The following is a 16,230-nucleotide window of genomic DNA, read 5'->3' as shown; positions in this document are numbered from 1 at the left end:
ATGCCTTCCATCTACTTTGATAATAGCACGACTACCCGTCCTTCAGAGAAAACGGTTAGTAAAATGCTCCCTTTCTTTTACAGACAGTGGGGAGCTCCATTAGCTCCTCATCATCTGGGACAAGAACTTCTTCCAGCAATCGAAGAAAGCCTTAATCATATTTATAAGCTGCTAAATATAAAAAAAACAGACGCTTTTGTATTCACTTCCTCCGGTGCTGAAGCAGTAAACCATGTCTTTTACTCCATTTATCATGATGTTACTCGTCTAACAGGGAAAAATCAATTCATCACTTCAAATATTGAAGAGGCCCCTGCTACCATGCTGATCAATCGCTTAGAAGATTGGACCTGCGTAGGAAGAATATTGAAAGCAAATCCCTCAGGCTATATTTCCCCAGAAGCGGTAGCTGACGCCATTACACCTCGTACGGCTCTTGTTTCTCTTGCATGGGCTAATGGGCTTACCGGTGTGATTAATCCGATAGCAGAAATTTCTGCAATATGCCAAGAAAAAGATGTTTTATTACATATCGACGCCACTCATGTCTTGGGTAAGCTTTTTTTTCAATTGGAAGATATTAACCCAGCTTTTTTGACTTTCAACGGGGATCATTTACATGCTCCTAAAGGCACAGGAGGCTTATATATTAAAGAGGGAATCAAGTGTAGCAGCTTTATTGTAGGGGGAATGGATCAAGGCGGCAAGCGAGCGGGGACTTTAAATGTACCGGCTCTAGTAGGGCTAGGTGAAGCTTCTTGCGAAGCTCTAGAAGCTCAAGATTTGATGTGTACGGAAGTGGCCCGCTTAAGAGACCTTTTTGAAACCCAGATTACTTCCTCCATTCCTCATACCCAGATATTTTTTCAAGACCAACAGAGGCTTCCTCATATTAGCGCAATTGCTTTTGCAGGTATCAGTAATGAAGCCCTTCTATTTGCCTTAAATAGAAAAGGTGTTTATGCTAGTATGGGAGGAGGAAATTTTCAGCAGCTAAAATTAATCCTCATGGCTTCTGCTAGGGATGAAACATTAGCTTCTTCAACGCTAAGCTTTAGTTTTTGTAAAGATAATTCTGAAGATGAGGTCATGCATGCAGTTGAAATTATTAAAGATTGTGTGTTGAAGCTGCGTAAACTTTCTTCACACCTTTACTTTCATCATTGAAGAGATAAATATGGGGATTTTGCAATTTGTCCATCCGTTTACTTGGACACGTTACAGCAAAAAATTAATCAGTAAAATTGATCATCCTTATTGCGGAGGAATTTTCCTAAAGGAAGATGCTGCCGAAAGGGGAATGTTTTTTATAGAAGGCTCTGCCGGTAGCTTAGAAGAAGGAAATATAGTCTCTTTTTATTGGTTGGTAGATAAAGACGATGGAGTGATTGTAGATGCAAAATTCCAATTGTTTGGCCATACAGCCTTGATTGGCGCCTCGGAAGTAGCTTGTGAATTGCTAGTAGGAAAAAATTATCTTCAAGCTCAGCGCATAAATGCAGATCTTATTGATAGGCAAGTACGCGATCGTGCCGATGAGGCTGCTTTTCCTCATGAAACTTATTCTCACTTAAATCTAGTGTTGGAAGCCATTGAAAATTGTGCCGAGCAATGCATAGGCATACCCCTTGCCGATTCTTATTTGACTACACCTGTGCCTGTAAGTATGGACAATGTAATTCCAGGAGGTTATCCTGGTTGGAAAGAATTACCTTTAAAGAAAAAGTTAGCGGTTATTGAAGAAGTGTTAGATCAAGATATCCGTCCTTATATTGCTTTAGATGCGGGTGGAGTTAGTGTTCTAAATTTGCTGGAAGATAAAGAGCTGCTTATTGCTTACCATGGTTCCTGTACTTCGTGCTACTCTTCTGTAGGTACGACTTTATCTTATATTCAACAAATTATTCGTGCTAAAGTGCATCCGGAGATCAATGTTATTCCGGAAATGAAAGAGATAACGGGCTAAAGGCTATTTAGGCTGACCTGGGACTAAGCCTCGATCATTTCCTTATTATTTTCACTTAAAAAAAGAAAAACTAAATATTTGTAGTAATGTTTACTAGCGTACAATATGGTTTTCTATAGCTTTACAACGTTTTGAGAATGCTAATCTGTTTTAATTATACATTGAGCGCAAAAACGATGCAGACTTTTTCGGCTACCGTCTAAAGCGCTTTTTTAGTTCTCTAGGAATACTTTCCAGCGGATTGCCATCTAGCCTCAGATCTAACAGATGTTCAGTTAGCTGCCCTATCTCTTCAGGAAGAATAGTGAGCCGATTATCGGATAAATCAAGTTTTTGCAGTTGAGAAAGACACCCTATCTCGGCAGGAAGTATAGCTAGCTGGTTGTAGTCTAAATTAAGCATTTCAAGCATAGTCAGCTGCCCTATCTCTGCAGGAAGAGATGTAAGCTGGTTGTAGTCTAAATCAAGCATTCTAAGCTTAGCTAGCTGCCCTATCTCGGTAGGAAGAAAAGTAAGTTGGTTATCGAATAAACCAAGCTTTTGCAGTTGAGATAGCTGCCCTATCTCAGCAAGAAGAGAGGTAAGCTGGTTGCCGCTTAAGAAAAGCTCTTGCAGATTAGAGAGCTGCCCTAGTTCTGTAGGAAGAGAGTTAAAATTGTTGTGGCTTAAGTTAAGACTTTGCAGCTGCGACAGCATCTTTATCTCTGTCGGAAGGGTAGTAAGCTGATTGTAATTTAAGTAAAGCTCTTGCAGCTGAGTGAGTTGCCTTATCCCTGTAGGAAGGGTGGTGAGGTGGTTACCGATCAAGCTAAGAACGCGCAGCTGCAAAAGCTGCTCTATCCCTGCTGGAAGAGTGGTGAAGTGGTTGTTGTTTAAGTAAAGTCTTCTTAGCTGCGAAAGCTGCCCTATCTCTGCAGGAAGGGAGGTGAGCTGGTTATTGCCTAAGTAAAGCTCTTGCAGCTGCGAAAGCTGTCCTATTTCGGCGGGAAGGGTGATCAAGTGGTTGTAGTTTAAGTAAAGCTCTTGCAGCTGCGAAAGCTGTCCTATCTCCATAGGTAAAAAGGTCAAGCCAAGTCCTCGTAAATCTAAGCTTTTAATATCTCTGCCATGCCCTTCAATCCACTGCTCAAGTAGCTCTCCTTTTTTTGTTAAAGACAAATACTTGATTTTCTCTTGCTCTAAGTACTCCTCTCCACCAGGAAGTTTTTTCCACATCAATAGACGATTAATATTTATAAGATAAGAGGTATAGTTAGTCAGAGTAAAAAACCTTGTTTCTTCATTTTTCCATTTAAATTCTAGCTTCATAGGAGCAAGAGAGCTAACTAAATTAAAGGTTTGTTTGAAAATTGCGTTGACTTTTTCTACTTCTGAAGGTCTATCTTCTAGCTTATAAATTTTGTCTAAAATAAGTGCCTGTTCGCTAGCATTTCCTTGAGGAAAATGCATTTTACCTATTTGCTTATAAAGCGAGGGCATGACCTCAGTAGCTAACAGGTGTCTCCATCGTGTACAAACGCTAAATAAGGCAGGCGAGGTGCTATGCTCTAAAATGGGGGTTAGTATCTCATTAGGTAAATGGTCGATAGTAACAGAAGAGATGGGATTCATGGTATGCTTTCTCTAAAGTATATACATATTTTTGATTACTTTTTAAGGGAATGCTTATATAGGGAAGAAGCAAAATAGGCAAGATAATACAGAACTAGATACTTAATCTTTAATTTTGCCTAGAGAGAGATATAAAAATTTGCTGAGAAGCTTCTATTGCCTTAATAAAGAGAAGATGATTGCAGCTGGTAAGGTTATTGGATAAAAGAAATTTTTATGTCTTTAAAAGCTTTGGAAACGCTAGTTTTCTTCTTTTAACAACTTAGGTGATAAAGACAGCCGGCTTTATCCTAAAAAAAGCCGGCTTACTTTTATCTCGCGCATCGAAAAGGTATGGCAGTTTGCCAAAGTGCAGCCCTTAAGAAATTATTTAAATTAATTTCTATCAAGGAAGTAAAAGTTCCCCCGCGTAGAATCTTTGGATGCGACCGTTTGGCAATCGTAGCACAAGAGCTCCCTGCTCATCAATCTCTTCAAATGTGCCCTCGTGTTTGTTGATACGGATAATGTCGCCTGGCTGATGGAGGATACCTTGTTTAAAATCCTCTAGCAAGGGCTGAAACCCTTTTTCAAGAAAAAGATCAAGCAATGGCATGAAATTATTTTTTAGCAGATCTAGAACGTGAGAGGTTTTAAAAGTTTGCTCTGTTTCTATGAATAACGAAGTGGCTGGTTGATCAATTTGGCTAGTGATTTCTAAAGGCATATTAACATTCATGCCAATCCCCAGCACGATAGCGCTTTGGTAGTTATCCATGATAGTTTCACAAAGTATGCCAGCGATCTTTTTTTTGTTTATTAAAATATCGTTAGGCCACTTCAAGCAAGGTTGGAGGCGCAACTCTTTTAGTGTTTTCAGAGCAGCTAAAGCTAAAACTTGGGGAATATTAGCTATAAACGTTTGTCTGCTATCTACAAAAAATGTGAAGGTAGCATAAATATTTTGAGCCGCAGGCGAGAGCCAGCGACGCTGGTATTGCCCTCGGCCCATCGTTTGGTGATCAGCAAAGACAAGGGTTAGGCAGGCAGGATCAAAATTTTTGTAATTTTCTTTAGACCAACTGTTTGTAGAATCTAAAGTATTAAAATAAAGACAATTGATTTTCATATAAAGGACGTGCTCGTATAGAATAGCTGATATTCTATCTTAAGATAAAATTTATGTGGAACTACCAATACCTTTCTCGTATAGATTTTCGCATTATTCCTATAATATTAGGATTAATGGTAATGAGCCTTCTTGTCATCTCAGCCTACTCTCTTGAAGGATCTGCAGAGATCACAGAGGAAAGGTTTATTACACCTATGGTTAGGCAGCAAATTCAATGGTTTATAATAGGAGGGTTTGTTTTTATTTTTTTTGCAGGTTTTGATTACAATAAATTGCGCGAGCTGGCCTGGATTTTATATGCCCTAGTGCTCTTATCTTTAGTTGGCTTATTTTTTACAGATTCAATTGCGCGGGTCAATCGCTGGTATCGCCTTCCATTTCTTAATATTAGCTTTCAACCGTCGGAATATGCTAAGCTGATCGTAGTCATCACTTTGAGCTGGTTTTTAGAAAGAACCAAAACAGATTCCCATTCTTTTCGTACAGCTTTCTTTAGCATGATTATTGTAGGCATTCCCTTTATTCTAATCCTTAAGCAACCTGATCTAGGGACGGCTCTAGTTCTTTTTCCTATCACTCTTGTCATGTTTTACTTCGGAGATATGCATCCTCAGATAATTAAAGCGATGACTTTTGTAGCTTCTATAGTCTTAATTGTGGTAGCCCTAATTTTTCTGGGTGTGCTTCCTCATGAAAAATTAAGACCCTATGCAAGTCTTATCTTAAAAGATTATCAGTTTGATCGACTCAATCCTTATACTCATCATCAAAAAAGTGCCTCTATTGCTATCGGCATAGGAGGACTAACGGGAGTAGGGTTTAGAAAGAGCGAATATACAAGCGGTGGTTGGCTTCCTGCTGCTTATACGGATTCAGTTTTTCCTGCTTTTGGTGAAGAATTTGGCTTTATCGGCTTGCTTCTTATGCTTATGCTTTTTTATGCTTTAATCTATTTTAGCTTTCAAGTATCAGTAGTGGCTAAAGATCATTTTGGTAGATTATTATCAGCAGGGATAACAGTTTACCTGGCTATGCACATTTTAGTTAACATTGGTATGATGAGTGGCTTTTTACCCATTACGGGTGTTCCTTTAGTATTAGTTACATATGGAGGATCTTCTACTTTATCTACTATGATGGCCCTAGGAATTTTACAAAGTATCTATAGTCGGAGGTTCATGTTTTAATGACTAATTACCAAACCCATCATTTTATTTTTCATCCAGGAGTTTGGATCGGGGAGGGAAAAATAACTTTTAGCACTTCTCCTGAAAGCTTACATTTTTATACAAAATGGGTAGTAGACAAGCAGAAGGAAAAGATAGGTTACATCTGCCAGCAGTCTGTAGAAATATTGGGGATAGATGAACAGGTGTCTAATCAATTGACCTTTTTCGAAATGGCTCCCGCTTCTTTTAGCGTCAGGTTGGAAAATGAGCTTATAGGAAGCGTAAGTGGTAAAGGGGTAATAGATGCTAAAATTATAGCCTGGGAATACCCTCTAAGCAATGACTTTGAAGGTTTCGAAGTTTATGAGCTGCAGGAAAATGGGGATTATTTGTTGCGTGCCGAATATAACTCTTCCGATCAGTATCGGACCATCATAGAGGGAAAAATATGGAAAAAATCTACATAAATTTGTTGTTGCTTTTTTTAACTGGATGCATGGCTCCTATAATGACTACTGCAGGTTTTGAGGAAATAGCACCTGGCACTTCTATAACAGCCATTGAGGCTCACTTTGGCGCTCCCTATGCGGTAAATAATCTGCCTAATGGTCTTCAAGAGTATATTTATATCCAGCGCACTTCTCTTTCCTCTTCTGCCGTAGATCAGCTATCTTATGTCTTATATGTATCTCAAGGAAAAGTTATTTCTAAGAGCTTAAAAAGTGATTCTCAGGCTTTATTTCTTAATTACTACTAGTTAAAGCTTTGCTTTAAGCCCCAGCAGCAAAAAGAAAAGCTAATAAGATCTTTGCTGATAGAATAAAAAAGACATTTTTTATGTGCCTTATACGCTTTTAAGCAGCTTCCTTAAAGATAATCCTCTATCTACGATTAAATAAATCAATCTAAAAACTTTATTTATTGGACCAAGAATGTAGAGAAGAGACGCGTCTTTATAGTGCTCGCCTAATCTAAGCTTATGAGCTTAGGGGATGGAGACTGTCTAGGCAGTTTTTTTGCATAAGAAAATAAGAGACTATACATGAGAAAAAAAAGCTGTAGAACTTAGGCCAAGCTTAAGCTCTACAGCATAAAAACAATTACGCTTTAATTTTGATGTCCACGCCCGCTGGTAAGGTCAACGTTTTAAGAGCGTCGATAGTTTTACCGGTGGGGTTAAGGATGTCAATAAGACGTTTGTGCGTGCGCATCTCAAATTGTTCACGCGATTTGCGGTCAATGTTAGGTGAGCGCAAAACAGTAAATTTTACAATACGTGTGGGCAGAGGAATAGGACCAGCTATTGCTGCACCTGTACGCTTTGCTGTTTCTACGATATCTTCAGTAGAACGGTCGAGGATCCGTTGGTCGTATCCTTTAAGCCTAATACGAATCTTTTGACGCGCCGGCTTGTGCACCTTTTCTTGCTTTATTTGTTTCTCTTGTTGTTTTGCCATAGGATGATAAACCTTATTTCTTGATAATTTCTTCTTGTATTTTTGCCGGCACTTTTTCAAAGTGGCTAGGTTCCATTACATAGGTTGCACGTCCTGAGGATAACGAGCGCAACAAGGTGGAGTAACCAAACATTTCGCTAAGCGGAACCTCAGCATGGATGAGGACCGCGCCTTTATGGTTTTCTTGACCTAAAATCTGCCCACGGCGGCGGTTAAGATCGCCAATTACATCGCCCATATATTGTTCAGGAGTAGTCACATCCACTTTCATGATAGGCTCTAATAGAATCGGCTTACCTTTTTTAGCAGCCTCCTTAATAGCCATAGAACCACATATTTTAAAGGCCATCTCGTTAGAGTCGACATCATGGTAAGAACCAAATACAATAGAGACTTTAACATCTACTAGATTGTATCCAGCAAGCACACCCGTAGCAAGGCCTTCTTCAATCCCTTTAATTGTCGGAGGTATATATTCTCTGGGAATCGATCCTCCTACAATTTTGCTAACAATTTCATTGCCCTTGCCTTTCTCGTTTGGTTCAATTTCTAGCTCGACGTGAGCATATTGACCACGGCCGCCGGATTGTTTAACAAACTTAGTTTGGCTAGCAGCTGGCGAAGTAATGGTTTCCTTATAAGAAACTTGTGGTTTACCGACGCTAGCTTCTACGTTGAATTCACGCTTCATACGATCGTGCAAAATTTCAAGGTGAAGTTCGCCCATACCCGCAATGATAGTTTGTCCCGTTTCTTCGTTAGTGTAAACTCGGAAAGTAGGATCTTCTTCGGATAAGGAAGAAAGAGCCTGAGCTAGCTTTTCACGGTCACCTTTAGATTTCGGTTCAATCGCCATAGAAATTACAGATTCTGGAAACTCCATTTTTTCGAGCAAGATAGGATGCTCAGGAGAACAGATGGTGTCGCCTGTGCTAGCTTTCTTTAGCCCAATACAAGCTGCAATGTCGCCTGTATAAAATTCATCTTTCTCTTTACGCTGGTTGGCATGCATTTCTAAAAGACGGGAGATTCTTTCTTTACTATCTTTGGTACTGTTGATTAAGTTCATCCCTTTCACTAATGTACCGCTATAAATACGAATGTACGTTAAACGGCCCACGTAAGGGTCTGTCATAATCTTAAAAGCTAAGGCAGCAAAAGGTGCATTATCTTCAGGCTTCAAGAAGATATCTTCATTGGTTTTAAGATCATGGGCTTTAATTTGGCCACGGTCAAGGGGAGATGGCATCCAGTTAACCACTGCGTCAAGCAGGTGCTGCACACCTTTGTTTTTGAAAGCAGAACCGCATAGCACCGGAGTAAATTTGTTTGTACATACACCTTTACGGATAACCTTATTGATTTCATCCACTGTTAAAGAGTCGGGATTTTCCAAAACTTTTGTCATGAATTCTTCATTATTTTCATCTATAGTGGCTAGTTCATCCAATAACTCTGAACGTAATTGCTTGCATTTTTCCAGCAGATCTGCAGGAATGTCTGCCTCTTCCCAGTCAGCCCCTAGGGTTTCATCGTGGAAGAAAAAAGCTCTCATACAGACTAGATCGACCATACCCTTGAACTCCGACTCTGCGCCAATAGGACAGTGAACGGGGATAGCATTAGCATGAAGCTTTTCACGCATGGTTTTAATCGCATCGAAGAAGTCCGCACCAATACGGTCCATCTTGTTAACAAACGCAATTCGTGGAACACCGTATTTATCTGCTTGACGCCATACTGTTTCAGACTGAGGTTCTACTCCAGAAACTGAGCAAAATACAGCTACTGAACCATCTAAAACTCGCAAGGAACGTTCAACCTCAATGGTAAAATCCACGTGTCCAGGAGTATCGATAATATTAATTTTGCACTCTTTCCAGAAAACTGTGGTTGCCGCGGAAGTAATCGTAATTCCACGTTCTTGCTCTTGCTCCATCCAGTCCATGGTAGCCGCGCCTTCGTGCACTTCACCCATGCGGTGTGTACGGCCGGTATAATACAGAATTCTTTCTGTGGTTGTAGTTTTACCGGCATCAATGTGAGCCATGATACCAATATTACGTACATTTTTAATGTGTTCTTTCTCAGGTCTAGCCATAATTAATTCTTTCCTTCGTTACCATTTATAATGAGCAAAAGCTTTGTTAGCTTCAGCCATTCTATGGGTGTCGTCTTTCTTTTTAATGGTGGTACCTTGATTATGGAAGCAATCAACTAACTCTGTAGATAGACCTTCTTCCATGGAGCGCCCGGTTTTAGCGCGCGAGTGATTGATAATCCATCCCATTGCCATTGCGATGCGGCGGTTAGCAGGAATTTCAATAGGTACTTGATAGGTAGCACCACCAATACGCCGGGATTTAACCTCTAAGGCGGGCTTAGCGTTTTCTAAAGCTTGCTCGAAAGCTTCTAAAGGGTTGTCTGCTTTGATGCGCTTGGCAAATTTTTCTAAAGCATTATATACTATTCTGCGAGCCACAGATTTGTTTCCACCGATCATCACCCTATTGATAAACTTAGCAAGCAAAGTGCTGCCATAAAGTGGTTCAGGGTCAATGTGTCTTTTTTCTGCTCTACGTCTTCTTGACATTTTTTCCTCTTCGTTGATGTATTTTTTTATACTTGGCAGTTTTAAAGCTTCTGCCTTTATCGAAGATCGAATGCTTCACCTGGATTTTAGGAAAGTTATCCTAATAAGCCTGCGCGTGATTGGCGTTCTTTTTAATATTGATAGAGCGCGAACCACGGGCCAAAATATCCATTGAGAATATTCTAGCGTTACTTGGGCCGTTTTGCCCCATATTTCGATCTTGATTTTTTGCGATTCTGTACAGCTGCACAGTCTAATGTTCCACGTACGATATGATAACGTACACCTGGAAGGTCTTTTACACGGCCACCACGGACAAGTACAATGCTATGTTCTTGCAGATTATGACCTTCACCACCAATATAGGCGATTACTTCTTGGCCAGTTGATAAACGTACCCATGCTACTTTACGAAGAGCTGAATTGGGCTTTTTAGGTGTTTTAGTTTTTACCTGTAAGCAAACGCCACGTCTTTGTGGACATTTCAGCAAAGCAGGAGACTTGCTACGTCTTTTTTTAGGTGTACGAGGTTGCCGTACAAGTTGGTTAATTGTGGGCATGTGATTCCCTTTCTCCTTATTAATTAATGATAAGTGCCCCTTCTCATGAGATAGATTTTGAGAAGCTATGGGGGGTAGTATAGGAAAAAATTACTTTTATGAAAAGAAGTTTTGTTCACTCGTTTACTAGATAGGTGTCTACTGTTTGCTTGCCTGTCATTGACTTTATTCATTTTTCAGCTATACTTTCCCCTTCATATACAAAGGATAGCATGAAAAATCTCTCAATTTTGGGCAGTACAGGCTCAATTGGTCTAAATACATTGAAAGTAGCCAGACATTTGAAAGATAAATTTCGAATAGTAGCTCTTGCCGCTAAATCTAATATTGATTTGCTAGAGCAGCAAGCTTTGGAGTTTCATCCCGAGCTCGTCTGTGTCTACGATGAAAAAATGGCGATGGAGCTAAAAAGAAAACTTCCTCATGTAGAAGTGGTGACAGGCCTTGAAGGTCTGCAAGCGGTAGCTACGCATGGAAAGGCGGAAATGGTCATTTCGGCGATGACAGGGACGAGAGGGTTAGCTCCTACAGTAGCTGCTATCCAAGCAGGTAAAAACGTAGGATTAGCTAATAAAGAATCTTTAGTTTCGGGTGGAGAGCTTATCATGTCATTAATTAAAAAGAATGGCGTGCATCTACTTCCTATTGATAGTGAGCATAGTGCTCTTTTCCAATGCTTAAATGGAGAAGATCCTAAAAAAATTTATCGCATGATTCTGACTGCTTCAGGAGGCCCTTTTCGTGCTTGGTCTAGCGAGCAGCTAGCTCAAATAAGTGTTGAGCAAGCATTGGCTCATCCTACTTGGAATATGGGCCCTAAAGTGACGATTGATTGCTCGACATTAATGAATAAGGGATTAGAAGCAATAGAAGCACATTGGTTGTTTAGTATACCTATGGAGCAAATCGAAGTTGTCATTCACCCTCAAAGTTTGATCCATAGCATGATCGAATTTACAGATGGATCTATAATGGCACAAATGGGAGAGCCTAACATGATTGTTCCCATTCAATATGCAATGACTTATCCGGAACGCCATGTAGGGATGTTGGCTAAATTTGATTTTACAAGAATTCATGAATTTCAATTCTATCCTCCCGATTTTAAAAAATTTCGTTGCTTGAGCCTTGCATTTGAGGCTATACGCCAGGGAGGTAGTTTACCTTGTTATATGAATGCTGCTAATGAGACTTTAGTTAGCCGCTTTCTAAACAAGGAAATTGGCTGGCAAGATATCAGTAATAAATTGGAAAAAATGATGAGCGCCCATCCCCTATCCAAGGTAAATACTTTAGAAGATGTTCTTGCTATCGATGAGATAGCGCGAGAGGAAGCTAAAAAGGCTTAAAGCAAAACTTATAGGTTTTTTATATGAAAGGAGGCCAACCAGGATTGCGAAGCCCTCTCTAGGAAAAGAAAAGGTAAAATAAATTTTATTATGTGCCTTAGCTTCTTGTTGCTTTACGAAAGGCCTAACGTTAAATTCTTCACTTAGCGCTTTTTATGGTCGATTACTAAGAGCTTAATTTTTAATTTCTAATTAGGCTACTTTAAGTAACGATAAAAGCTTAAAAATTTAAAAGAGACTGATGTATAAAGAAATCAACTTTTAATTCGTCTGATTTTACCAGGCTGGCCGTGCAGTTTTAGTGTTGCTAAAGCTTTTGTTTTATGGCATACTTCTGTCTTCTTAATCATTCATTTTTGTTAAATTAAAGGGTTATATCGATCATGATCTTTAGCTTTTTGTACATTATACTTGCTGTTCTTGCACTGAGTTTTTTGATTTTTATTCACGAGCTAGGTCATTATTATATGGCCCGCAGAGTAGGCATGCGGGTAGAAACATTTGCTATCGGTTTTGGTAAGCCTATATTTTCTTGGATACGCGACGGAGTTAAATGGCAGATTGGCTGGATCCTTTTTGGAGGCTATGTCAAGATTGCAGGCCAAGACCTTGGTAAAGATCAATCTTCTTACGAAGCACCCGACAGCTTTTTTAGCAAACGTCCTATAGAGCGAGTCAAAGTAGCTTTTATGGGACCTTTTGTGAATCTTTTATTCGCATTTATTGTTTTTTGCCTACTTTGGGTGAGTGGAGGAAGGTACAAAAATTTTAGCGAGTACACGTCTAAAATTGGCTGGATAGATCCTAAATCAGAACTTTATAAACATAATGTGCGTCCTGGCGATGAGCTTATTTCTTACGATAATAAGCAGTTTCAAAGCTCTAAAGATCATCTGTATGCGGCTATGATGGGTGCCCACCTCATCCAGGTACAAGGAAAAAAGGTTGCCTACGACACAGGCGTGAAAACTCCTTTTGAGTTCACGGTAAAAACTTATCCTCATCCTGCAGCTATGGAAAAAGGAATTTTGACCACTGGCATTCTCCAACCGGCTAATTATATCCTTTACGATAGGCTACCTAATGGAGCTGAAAATCCTTTACCCGATGGTTCGCCTTTACAAGGAAGTGAAATTCAATATGGCGATCGTATTGTCTGGGCAGATGGAGAATTGATTTTCTCCTCTACGCAGCTTAGTAGCATGCTGAATGATGATCGGGTCTTACTGGTGGTACAAAGAGGGGATAAGCGCTTTTTAGCTAGAGCGCCTCGAATTCCTGTGCAAGAGTTACGTTTTGATGCCCATATGAAGGATGAGTTAACGGATTGGCAGTATGCGGTGGATTTAAGCCACCTAAAATTACAAGATCTTTACGTCCTACCTTACAATTTAACTAATCAAGCCGTAGTAGAAAATTCTCTTAAATTTATCGATAAGGAAAAAGAAGAAGAAGCATTCCCTCCCGTTCCTTTCTCATCCCTTGAAGCCGCTTTACAGCCTGGCGATAAAATTCTTGCTATTCATAATACTCCTATTAAGAGTTCTGCTGAATTATTGCAACAATTGCAATCAAAAAGAGTAACACTCATCGTACAAAGAGAGCTTAAAGCTCCTACTCCTCTTCCTTGGCAAGAGGCCGATAAGGCTTTTGATCAAAAGCTGCATTGGCAGGATTTACAAAAGATTATTGATAGTATGGCTGCTTTAAATCCTTTGCAACAAGCGGGTGAATTTATTCTTTTAAATCCTCTTGAACCTAAAACTCGCAGTCAAATTTTCTTATCACCTGAAAAGCAAGCATGGCTAGCAGCAGAAACCCTTCAGGAAAAAAAGCAAATAGAAGCTGTTGAAGATCCTGAGCTAAGGGCTCGTGCTATGCAACATTTTACTGTTAAAGAAAAAGAGCTGATGCTTGGGCTCCCTGCCGCTCAAGATTCTAAAGTTAATTATAATCCTGCCCCCACTCAAATGTTTATGAGTGTTTTCGATGAAATTTGGCGTACCCTAAAAGCTTTATTTACCGGAGCGCTTAATCCTAAGTGGATGAGTGGCCCGATTGGTATCGTGCAAGTGGTGCATGATAGCTGGATGATTAGCATGCAAGACGCTTTATTTTGGATAGGAGCGATTAGCCTTAATCTAGGAATCTTAAATCTCTTGCCCGTTCCTGTCTTAGATGGAGGAACAATCGTCATGTCCTTTATGGAAATGCTGACAGGTAGAAAAATTAGTTCTAAGATGTTAGAAAAGTTAGTTTTACCTTTTGCTATCCTCCTGATCGGCATGTTTCTATATTTGACCATTAATGATCTAAGTCGTATTTTTGGCGGCTTTTTTCATTGGTAAAAATTTCCATAGTTCTTAAAAAAAAATTGCCTGTTGCTGGCAGGCAATTTTTTTATTAAGTACATATAAGCGTAGGCTGCAGGCTCCTAAAAAAGTTTGCATGCTTTATTTTTGTAGAATGTAATAAATCTTTAAAGAGCTGTTTTGATCCTAAAGAGGCGGTTGCAGTACTAGCCTATAAGCTAAATTACCTCATAGGGGTCCAGCCTATCCTTTATAAGCTTTAAAGTCTTCCTTAATTGTCTAATCGATTAACTACAGCTTTGATTAGGTCTTGCAGAGTAACCTTATTGGATTAAAAAGCTGTGTAATAAGCTACCTTATGAGTGCCGTTTAGGTTATACTTTAATAAAAGCCAGTGTATTCTTATCTTTATGGCTATCTAAAGTAGTTTTTAGACGATCATAACTCTAGTAGCCTTCACCTTTTGTCTCTTTTTCTATCAATAAAATCTGCCCATCTTTTGGCTTAATTTCTACAAGAAATCGCCTGATCGGGCTTTGGCTCCAGCCTAAGCTCACATGGTAGTTAGTTGGCACGGCTAATGGAGAGGAAAGATTTTCTTCTTCTTAGGTAATTCTTTTCGGAGTAATTTCCAGCCATCTAGTTTCTCTTTATCTAGAAAAGGCCAGATTTTATGACTAAAAGCTCTCTATAACTTTACTTTTGCTGATTGCATTTTTGCCTTGGATTAACTTCTTTAAAGACATTATTTTTTTATGTTCTCCATCTGCCAACTAATCGTTATAGATTATTAGGATTTATTACCCCTGAGCATAATAAGGGAGTTACATAGAAAGCGAAAAAATAGCATATTAAAAAGGAAATAATCGACATTGTTGTTTACAAATTAAGATTTTCTGTTTATTCCTTAAAGGAGAAATAAAAACTAGATCTTACATGGGAGAGAATTAATTTATAAAATTAGAGATTCTTTATAATTTTTTATGAAAAATGAAAGGAGGGAATATGAGTTCTATTCAACAAGCGATTAACCAAACCTGCGCTATCATGAGGCCTTTCTTTACTACTATTGATATTAGCCTAGATATTGCGCAAATGATTACCGATGAAAATGTCTCCAAACTTAGGACTGCGGCGATAGTTTCTCGAACAGCTGTATTAGTACTTAATATATTTTCTTTAGTAGGGGAGAAAAAAGACTTTTCCAATCATACGTTAAAAACTCTCAAAGGAATTGAACTAGGTGCTCGCATGGTGGATGGGCCTATCCAATTTTCAAAACATATAAAAGATTTAAAAGAGGAGAAATATACATTATCAGCAATCATTCGCTTGATTACAAAAGGCGCCATTAATCCTTGTACAGGGATATTAAGAAATATTTGCGAATTAAGTATCTTTAATGAAAAAATCTATTTAGAAAAATTGGCTAAAACTTCTGAAGCCATGCGTCCCCAATGGGAATATGATAATGCTGAGCATCCTAACCTTATCGGATATAAAAAGATTGATCGTCAAGAATGCGAAAGAAATATTCAATTATTCGAAAAACTCAGTGCTGGCTTTAATATCGCCGAAGCAAGCGTATATAGCATAGAGGCAAGCTACTATCTGATCATACAAAAATTTTTGGAAGAGGCTTTAAGACAGGCTGCCATCCGAGAAAGCCATGGAGGGCAACAGGTAGTTCAGCATATAAATCCATTGCCGGCAACTGATGCCGCTCAATTGCCTGAAAACATCGTAGATGCAGATCATCTTTTTAACTTCAAAAAATTACCATTAATTCCTGTCGAATTTCACCAAGATCCTACTTTGAGTAAATATAGCTGTCCTTTAACCCTATCTCCTATACGTAATATTGTACAAGATCCTACTGCCCGAGGCGAAGAGCCCATATTCTATGAACGAGATGCTATTGCTTTATGGCTGGCTAGCAATCAAACTTCTCCTATGACCAGACGTCCCTTAACGCTAGAGCAATTATTTCCTCGCTTTGATTTGCAAGAGCTTATTGATGCAAGATTAGAATTTTTTGAAAATGCTGTTAAAGATTTTTTAAGAGAAAAAATTAACGAAAGCTTAGCACATTAGCAATAAGT

14 protein-coding genes are annotated in these 16,230 nt (G+C 39.1%); 8 read left to right on the top strand and 6 right to left on the bottom strand.

Features of this window, described 5'->3' with window-relative positions; translation table 11 throughout:
• Entirely contained in the window at positions 1-1,167 is a 1,167-nt protein-coding gene (locus tag NEOC84_RS06975) for a cysteine desulfurase family protein (RefSeq protein WP_166157210.1), read from the top strand.
• Positions 1,168-1,177: 10 nt separating this feature from the next.
• Positions 1,178-1,966: a NifU family protein gene (locus NEOC84_RS06970; RefSeq protein ID WP_166157206.1), complete on the top strand. Its 789-nt coding sequence runs from the start codon at positions 1,178-1,180 to the stop codon at positions 1,964-1,966.
• Positions 1,967-2,158: 192 nt separating this feature from the next.
• Here NEOC84_RS06970 and NEOC84_RS06965 read toward each other — a convergent pair whose 3' ends face one another.
• Both NEOC84_RS06965 and NEOC84_RS06960 read right to left on the bottom strand, forming a co-directional pair.
• A complete protein-coding gene (locus tag NEOC84_RS06965) occupies positions 2,159-3,577 on the bottom strand; it encodes a leucine-rich repeat domain-containing protein (protein ID WP_166157203.1) in 1,419 nt (472 codons plus the stop codon).
• Positions 3,578-3,962: 385 nt separating this feature from the next.
• Complete coding sequence (locus NEOC84_RS06960; RefSeq protein WP_166157200.1) at positions 3,963-4,685, bottom strand: biotin--[acetyl-CoA-carboxylase] ligase; 723 nt, start codon at positions 4,683-4,685, stop codon at positions 3,963-3,965.
• 53 nt (positions 4,686-4,738) lie between these two features.
• Between NEOC84_RS06960 and NEOC84_RS06955 the strand changes: the two genes are divergently transcribed.
• The 3 genes from NEOC84_RS06955 to NEOC84_RS06945 are packed head-to-tail and all read left to right on the top strand — an operon-like array spanning position 4,739 to position 6,614.
• On the top strand, positions 4,739-5,875 hold the full coding sequence (locus NEOC84_RS06955) for an FtsW/RodA/SpoVE family cell cycle protein (protein ID WP_166157197.1): 1,137 nt from the start codon (positions 4,739-4,741) through the stop codon (positions 5,873-5,875).
• Positions 5,875-6,324 carry a hypothetical protein gene (locus tag NEOC84_RS06950; protein ID WP_166157194.1) on the top strand — a complete coding sequence of 150 codons (450 nt, stop codon included), beginning with the start codon at positions 5,875-5,877 and terminating at the stop codon, positions 6,322-6,324. Before NEOC84_RS06955 ends, NEOC84_RS06950 begins: the two co-directional genes overlap by 1 nt.
• Positions 6,306-6,614 (top strand): hypothetical protein, encoded by a 309-nt coding sequence (locus tag NEOC84_RS06945; RefSeq protein ID WP_166157191.1) that lies wholly within the window; start codon positions 6,306-6,308, stop codon positions 6,612-6,614. The genes NEOC84_RS06950 and NEOC84_RS06945 overlap by 19 nt, the downstream gene beginning before the upstream one ends.
• 343 nt (positions 6,615-6,957) lie before the next feature.
• Here NEOC84_RS06945 and rpsJ read toward each other — a convergent pair whose 3' ends face one another.
• The 4 genes from rpsJ to rpsL form a co-directional block, all read right to left on the bottom strand.
• Positions 6,958-7,314: a 30S ribosomal protein S10 gene (rpsJ, locus tag NEOC84_RS06940; protein WP_042236533.1), complete on the bottom strand. Its 357-nt coding sequence runs from the start codon at positions 7,312-7,314 to the stop codon at positions 6,958-6,960.
• Between the two features lie 13 nt (positions 7,315-7,327).
• Entirely contained in the window at positions 7,328-9,415 is a 2,088-nt protein-coding gene (fusA, locus tag NEOC84_RS06935) for an elongation factor G (protein WP_166157188.1), read from the bottom strand.
• 18 nt (positions 9,416-9,433) lie between these two features.
• Complete coding sequence (gene rpsG / locus NEOC84_RS06930) at positions 9,434-9,907, bottom strand: 30S ribosomal protein S7 (protein ID WP_166157185.1); 474 nt, start codon at positions 9,905-9,907, stop codon at positions 9,434-9,436.
• 188 nt (positions 9,908-10,095) lie between these two features.
• Positions 10,096-10,467, bottom strand: a complete 372-nt coding sequence (gene rpsL, locus NEOC84_RS06925) for a 30S ribosomal protein S12 (RefSeq protein ID WP_039383654.1) — start codon at positions 10,465-10,467, stop codon at positions 10,096-10,098.
• A gap of 212 nt (positions 10,468-10,679) precedes the next feature.
• Between rpsL and NEOC84_RS06920 the strand changes: the two genes are divergently transcribed.
• The 3 genes from NEOC84_RS06920 to NEOC84_RS06910 all read left to right on the top strand — a co-directional run bounded on the left by NEOC84_RS06920 (position 10,680) and on the right by NEOC84_RS06910 (position 16,222).
• Positions 10,680-11,816 carry a 1-deoxy-D-xylulose-5-phosphate reductoisomerase gene (locus tag NEOC84_RS06920; protein WP_166157182.1) on the top strand — a complete coding sequence of 379 codons (1,137 nt, stop codon included), beginning with the start codon at positions 10,680-10,682 and terminating at the stop codon, positions 11,814-11,816.
• Positions 11,817-12,199: 383 nt separating this feature from the next.
• The gene (locus NEOC84_RS06915; RefSeq protein ID WP_166157179.1) at positions 12,200-14,164 is read left to right on the top strand and encodes a site-2 protease family protein; all 1,965 of its coding nucleotides are present in this window, start codon (positions 12,200-12,202) and stop codon (positions 14,162-14,164) included.
• A gap of 969 nt (positions 14,165-15,133) precedes the next feature.
• The gene (locus tag NEOC84_RS06910) at positions 15,134-16,222 is read left to right on the top strand and encodes a U-box domain-containing protein (protein WP_166157176.1); all 1,089 of its coding nucleotides are present in this window, start codon (positions 15,134-15,136) and stop codon (positions 16,220-16,222) included.
• Positions 16,223-16,230 lie beyond the last annotated feature (8 nt).

Origin of the sequence: Neochlamydia sp. AcF84, from assembly GCF_011087585.1 — a bacterium.
Lineage (GTDB): Bacteria > Chlamydiota > Chlamydiia > Chlamydiales > Parachlamydiaceae > Neochlamydia.
This window is presented reverse-complemented; position numbering and strand designations above follow the sequence as displayed.